Source organism: uncultured Polaribacter sp., assembly GCF_947500975.1.
Lineage (GTDB): Bacteria > Bacteroidota > Bacteroidia > Flavobacteriales > Flavobacteriaceae > Polaribacter.
Map to the genome: position 1 here is coordinate 1 of NZ_CANMUE010000016.1, position 6,362 is coordinate 6,362.

The 6,362-nt window shown below is 26.8% G+C and carries 6 protein-coding genes; 2 read left to right on the plus strand and 4 right to left on the minus strand.

Annotated features, from left to right (window positions below):
* Positions 1 to 209 precede the first annotated feature (209 nt).
* The 3 genes from Q0733_RS12580 to Q0733_RS12590 form a co-directional block, all read right to left on the minus strand.
* Positions 210 to 1,367 carry a hypothetical protein gene (locus Q0733_RS12580; protein WP_298782634.1) on the minus strand — a complete coding sequence of 386 codons (1,158 nt, stop codon included), beginning with the start codon at positions 1,365 to 1,367 and terminating at the stop codon, positions 210 to 212.
* A 493-nt stretch (positions 1,368 to 1,860) separates the two neighbouring features.
* Positions 1,861 to 2,346, minus strand: a complete 486-nt coding sequence (locus Q0733_RS12585; RefSeq protein ID WP_298782636.1) for a phosphoribosylaminoimidazolesuccinocarboxamide synthase — start codon at positions 2,344 to 2,346, stop codon at positions 1,861 to 1,863.
* 183 nt (positions 2,347 to 2,529) lie between these two features.
* Complete coding sequence (locus Q0733_RS12590) at positions 2,530 to 3,396, minus strand: hypothetical protein (RefSeq protein ID WP_298782637.1); 867 nt, start codon at positions 3,394 to 3,396, stop codon at positions 2,530 to 2,532.
* 315 nt (positions 3,397 to 3,711) lie between these two features.
* Here Q0733_RS12590 and Q0733_RS12595 point away from each other — a divergent pair, with 315 nt between their 5' ends.
* A complete protein-coding gene (locus tag Q0733_RS12595) occupies positions 3,712 to 4,317 on the plus strand; it encodes a hypothetical protein (protein WP_298782639.1) in 606 nt (201 codons plus the stop codon).
* A 59-nt stretch (positions 4,318 to 4,376) separates the two neighbouring features.
* Complete coding sequence (locus Q0733_RS12600; protein WP_298782640.1) at positions 4,377 to 5,444, plus strand: XRE family transcriptional regulator; 1,068 nt, start codon at positions 4,377 to 4,379, stop codon at positions 5,442 to 5,444.
* 149 nt (positions 5,445 to 5,593) lie between these two features.
* Here the strand turns inward: Q0733_RS12600 and Q0733_RS12605 are convergent, their stop codons facing one another.
* Positions 5,594 to 6,277: a hypothetical protein gene (locus Q0733_RS12605; RefSeq protein ID WP_298782641.1), complete on the minus strand. Its 684-nt coding sequence runs from the start codon at positions 6,275 to 6,277 to the stop codon at positions 5,594 to 5,596.
* Between the last annotated feature and the right edge of the window lie 85 nt (positions 6,278 to 6,362).

Consider the following 6,362-nt stretch of genomic DNA (forward strand, 5'->3'; position numbering starts at 1 on the left):
TTTATTTAAAAAAAATCATTGTTTTAAACGACTTTTTTGTATGATTCTGATTTTTTCACGGAATGAATACCAACGTTGTTGTATATGGTTTGTTGCGTGTTTTAAGCAACTAATTTAGTAAATAATTACCGACCAAGAAAGTCCTCGAGGACTTTCGCAAGTAGGCAAGAAGCCAGCAATAAATTATATACGGTGTTAGGGCAAGTTTTTTATTTTCTATGGAACAAATAATCTAATTCAATTTCAATTCGTGGTTTTTCAAATTGTTTGTCAGTTAATGGCGAAAACAGAATTTTAAAAGGTAATCTTAAATCCTTAAAAGTCTTGAAATATGCAATATAATTTTCTCTCTCAACATAATCTCCTCTGTCAATCGATGAGCCGTGAATTAAAAGAGTTGCTGTAATATTCTCAATTTCTCCATTTGAATTTTTTAAGACGACAATATTTTCTAAATACTTATCAATCGGTTTATTGTTTTTAGTCTCAACTTTATATTTTAAGTATAAACTATCCTTTTCGATTAAAATTACTTTATCAGAAGATTTGAAAAACGGTAAAGAAACCACATTTCCAATTCTATTCATTTTTCCAATATAGGATTTGATATCCTCGTCTGTATTTAACCTTGGATATTCATTTTGAATTTCTCCATTTTGGTCATAAGTTCTTACATACGTTTTTTTAATTCTTTCGATTTTGAAATATTGGTCGATTTTTTCTTGATAATCGAAAAATGAGTTTTTAAATTCTTCTGTGTTATTTGCTATCCATTCAGTTTCCATTTCTCCAAATAAGTCAAAACCTATTAAAGTCATTACATTATTATGTATTGTGGAATAAGGAATTTTTAATCTAAATCTACCAAAGAGGTTTTTGCCTAATTTTCCATCGTTATCTTTCAGTAGTTCCATATTCTCGAATAGTGTTCCATAAAAACTGAACTTATCAATTGTTTTATCAATCATTTTTGAATAGTCTAATAACCTATAAAAATTAGTGTTCTTTTTATGATTTACTATATCTAATAAATAGACATTATTTCTCGTTAAATCTTTTGGGTAAATGTTTTTCGATGAATTTCCTCTTAAAATATAATGTTTAACAATTTTCTTTTTTTGAATTAATTGAAAATCATAAATGACATTGTTAAGTAAATATTTATTCCAAATTTCTCCTTGTTTTAAAGAGTCAAGGTTTTTGAATTCAGGATTTTCTGAAACTAAATTTTCGTAAGGGTCAAAAAATATAACTTTAAGTTCATAATTCTCAAACTCTAGTTTTTCAATTGTTTTAGATTTCTGCGCAAATGAAGTATTTAGTCCAAATATTAAGAAGGTAATTAAAAGGACAAATTTTTCTTTCATAGTTCAATTTTGGTTTTTTTGGCAAATTTGCCCTAACGTGTTTGTGTATGATTTCGTTGCGTGTTTAAGCACTAAAGTTAGCAAATAAATCACAGATAGAAAGTCCGCGAGGACTTTCGTAAGTAGGCTATAACTAGCAATGAATTATACACGGTGTTAGCCTACGTTATTTTATTTCCAAATCTAATTTCAACTATTATCATCATTGAAATAAAATAAATTAATGGAATAAGACCAACAATTATCCAAATCAGATACTTTTTCCATTCTGGTTTTCTATTCGACCATACAATTAAAGGATGAACCAAAGACCAACAAAGCGAGCCAAAAACCATTATTAAATTCAGATAACTGCCATATTGATAAATCCAACGATATTCGGAAATCCGAAATCTTTGAACATAATTTCCAATTAGCATTCCGGTCAAACAAATACTAACAATCAGTAATGCTGTCCATTTTGGATTATATGTTAGTTTAGAAACTTTCATTTTTAAATTAATCCTGCATTTTTCATAATTCCGATTGCTTTTTCTGTTTCGTTTGTTCCATCATTTAATGAACCAGGAAGCATTATAAGTCGGCTTTTTATTTTTCCAACATTTTGTTCAAAATCCACTTTAAAATAACTTCTTGTCAGAAACTTTTTAGCAGGCTTAAATTCAACATGTTTTATTTTATTCCGTTCAATTATTGGTGTTGCACTTAAATTTATGCTCTTAAAAACTGTATATGTCAAATATATTCCGCCAATTAAGTAAAGTCCGAAAAACAACCAATTTTCGTCTTTAAAATCTTTGTATGCATTGTAAATCATTAATGAAGCAATTAGTCCGTAAATAATTAAAAGTCGGATAATCTTATTTCCAGTTGTTAATTCGGCAACATTTCCAATAATTCCGTCACGAGTCAGAATAATTTTGTCTTCCGTAATGTGACAAAATCCAGTTTTAGTTTTAAATGTTTGTTCGGTTTTCATTAATGTAGGCTAACGGGTGGTATAAGAAACGTAGGGCTTTCAATTAAAAAACTCTCGTTTGGATTTATAAACTTAGCTAAATATAAATATTTTGCTTTTAATCTTCTTATAAATGCCAAATTTTATATTTAGCGGACTTTGTTAAAATTCAATTATCAAAGAAGAACAAATGCCCTATGTTTTTTATACAGTGTTGCCTACCGTTTTTTCAGATTGAACAATAAAATTAATAAAATCTTCACCAAATTCTGTAATTAGCATTTTAGAAAATGGTTCAACTCCCCCAAACACTAAACCTTGATTTTCTTCAACTAAGAGTCCTTTAGAGAATAAGCTTTGTTTATAAAAAAGAAAATCTCGTTTTAAAAGATTATGATATTTATGATTCTGTATGAGATTTAAGTTTTCAAAATATTTTTCGTTTATTTCAATATAGTTTTTAGCTTCTTTAAATGTTTCAACCATTTTTCCTCTTCCAATATATTTTATTGTTTTATCGGAAGTTGTCCTTACTCTTGTATATTCATTTTTTACATTATAAAAGTTCTGTTGTTTAATTTCATAGTCTTTATTAAAAACTCGAAACTCTGATAGTATTAGAATTTCTTGTTCTGATAAAGTAGAAATTAAATTTAAATATATTTCAACTCTATGGATATTAGAAGAAGGCAATTCTATTTCCTTAATAAGTATATCTTTGAAATATCCTATTTTCCTTTCAGATTGAGTTTTTAAAACTAAAGCTAGTGTAGACTGGAAAATATCAGCAAAGTTTTCAGTTTTTAAATTATCAAAACTTTCTTTTTGATTTTTTTCAAAATATTCAATTAATAATTCAGTAAATTTATTTAGTCTTTTTTGTTTTATATTAGGTATAAAGTCAACTACTTCATTGAAAAAGGATCCTGCAAACGGTATGTTTCCTAAGACTGATTTCAATCCAATAGTCAATAAATCTTTCTTTTCAATTTTTTTTAATTCTTCTTTTTTCACAATGGTTGGCAACGGTTTGGCTAAAGTTAGTGCGGATTTAGGATAATAATTTATCAACTACTAGAATTTAGCAAAAACCATTTGTTTAGTTTTTTTATTTGACTTAAAACTAAGACAAATTGTTTTTGCGGACAAATGAATTTGAAATTCTCTTTTTAATATTCAAACCGCATTAATTTTAGCCGTTGTTGCCTAACGTTTTTTTGTTAATAACATTTTATACAACTTTACTTAAATAATATTACAACAAAACTTTTATTTTATATATTTGTAAGTGTAAAAAAACTCTGTTCGAGCAGAGTTCTTTTTTAGTTCTTTGGTTTAAGGTGTCAAAAAACAATGTAATAAGGTATGACAAATATAGTAACAAAAATGGATTCCACAAGTCGTCGTGGAAAAAGAAGACAAGTGTCTAAGGATGAGTGTCTTCATGATTTAAAAAAGGATTTACCAAAATTCTTTTTAGCATTTAATAAAGGTGTTAAAAAATATAATTTGGTGTCCTCGATGTTTAATCCAGAATCAAAAGTTAGATTTGATGCTTCTGTATTAAATACTTCAATCGTTGAAAGTTTACAGGTTGAATTTTCTGATTATTGGAAATGGGGTAAATATAAGAGGTTTGTTTTGAAGTTGGGAGATTATATTTTTTTAGTAAAAAAATTAAACAACAAGAATAAACCTATGAATGTAAAAACAAAACACGTAAATACAATTTCGAATCAATTGAATTTATCGTTGTTTGATAGTGAAGTTTATCAAGATGATCCAATATTATTTTTTGGATATAAAGTTGATAGAATGGGAGAAATTATTTCTCCTCAGATTGTATATATAGATGAAAGTGAGGTTAGATGGATTGTTTCTGAAAATGATGTAACAACTATTGATACTAACTCTAAATCTATTATTTCTAAAAAAGTAGTAAACGTCTCTGTAAAAGAGGAGTTAAGAAGAAAAAAAGCTTCTAACGAATAAATTATTTATAATCGACACCTTAAGTCCTAGAATAAAGTTTTAATTATAATTTAATAATTATGAAATTTAATCATTCTCAATTCGTATTTGCAAGAGAGTATCGAGTAATGAGTCAAACTGAATTGTCAAAACAAATTAAAGGTTTATCCCAATCTAACTTATCTAAGTTTGAAAAAGGTTTTGATGTTTTGTCTGATGATATTATTAATACTTTAATAACAGTTTTAAATTTTCCTTTATCTTTTTTTCAAAAGAACATAAATAATGATATTGAAATAGCTCATTATAGAAAAAAGTCAGGAATAACTAAAGCTATTAAAATACAAATAGAGTCAAATAATAAGATAATAGGTTATTTAGTAGACCAATTAAGTGATTCTATAGATTATCCAGAGTTTACATTAAAGCCATTAGACCCAGAAGAATACACACCTCAAGAAGTAGCTAGATATACTAGAAAGTTAATGGGACTCAATAAGAGAGAGCCTGTTTTTAATATATTTAATCATTTAGAAAGTAATGGAATTATTATTATTGAATTTGATGATGTAGTTGATAAATTCGATGGTGTTTCTTTTATTACCGATAAAGGAATTCCTGTCATTATTATTAATAAGAATTTTTCAAATGATAGAAAAAGATTTACCCTAGCTCATGAGTTAGGTCATATTTTAATGCATATAACAGGAGATTTTCCAACTCCAACTCATAGAAATGAAAAACAAAAAGAAAGTGAAGCAAACACATTTGCTTCAGAATTTTTGATGCCAGAAGAAGGTATTAAAAACTCATTGATAGGAATGAGATTATATGATTTAGCTCCTTTAAAAAAATATTGGTATTGTTCTAAGCAATCTATAATTAGAAGAGCAAAAGATTTAAAAGGTATTCCCGAAAATAAAGCAAAATATTTCATGATTGAATTGAGTAGAATGGGGGAAAGAAAAAACGAAAAGACAATTGTAGATATTGATAAACCAGTTGTTTTTAAAAATGCTTATGAATTACACAAAAAGGAATTACAGTATTCAGATGAAGAATTAGGACAAGCTTTTGCTTTACCTTCTGATGTCATAAAAAAATATTTTAATTTTTCAAATAAGTCTAAACTTAGAGTTGTAATTTAATTTCACAATGTTTGGCAACGTGTTTGTGTATACTTTGTTGCTTTGGTTTAGCGTAAAGTTAGCAAATAAATACTGAATAGAAAATCCGCGAGGATTTTCGTAAGTTGGCTAAAAAAAGCAATAAAATATACACGGTGTTGGCAATAGTTTTATTCATATTCAGTTCCGAAAAAGTCAGCAACAATTAAACTATCTTTTTCAAATTTAATTTTAGGTTCATAACCTTTTTCAACATATTGTTCAGAACATATTGTGTCATTTAATTTGTAAATACAAGTTTTAAAAGTTCCTTCTCCTTTATTACTAAATTTGTAAATAAACACATTATTTTCAGCTAATTCCTTTTGACTAATTGATATTAAACTATTATTCGAAGAGAATTCAATTTTTTCAATATCATTCTTTTCTTCTATTTTTAAGGTTACAATTACATCATTTCCCTTTCCAATTGTTAGTTGTCCTTTTTCTTTTTTAATGAAACTCGATAAGGTTTCCCCATCTGGTGTGTGGTCAAGATATTTTCCGTTTATGTATAAAATTTGATTTCCAAGTATTTCAAATTTTTCTCCTTTTTCGTCAAAATTTTTCCACTCGCTAAATTCCAAATAGCAATAACCATTTTTACTTTTCTCCCAAGTTCCAGAATGTTTTAAAGTCAATTCTCCTTTAGAATAAAAATGATTGAAATTTCCATTTTTTTGAATTTCAATATAATTTTCAATTCCTTCTTTTTGCGAATAGTATTTTCCAATAAATTCATTTTCAGAAGGGCAAATTGAACAACTTGCAAATATTAAAAAAATTAGAATTGTATAAAGTAGTAGATTTTTCATTCGTGATTTGCTGCATTCAAGTTGTTAACGCAACAAACCGTTGCTGATTATTTATGTTACTAAGCTACAAATTTTAGTTCAAAAT

What these genes read in the sequence shown, in the direction of transcription:
- Q0733_RS12585 (WP_298782636.1), bottom strand. Translation starts at nt 2,346, where the DNA reads ATGAAAACCGAACAAACATTTAAAACTAAAACTGGATTTTGTCACATT.
- Q0733_RS12605 (WP_298782641.1), bottom strand. Translation starts at nt 6,277, where the DNA reads ATGAAAAATCTACTACTTTATACAATTCTAATTTTTTTAATATTTGCA.
- Q0733_RS12595 (WP_298782639.1), top strand. Translation starts at nt 3,712, where the DNA reads ATGGATTCCACAAGTCGTCGTGGAAAAAGAAGACAAGTGTCTAAGGAT.
- Q0733_RS12580 (WP_298782634.1), bottom strand. Translation starts at nt 1,367, where the DNA reads ATGAAAGAAAAATTTGTCCTTTTAATTACCTTCTTAATATTTGGACTA.
- Q0733_RS12600 (WP_298782640.1), top strand. Translation starts at nt 4,377, where the DNA reads ATGAAATTTAATCATTCTCAATTCGTATTTGCAAGAGAGTATCGAGTA.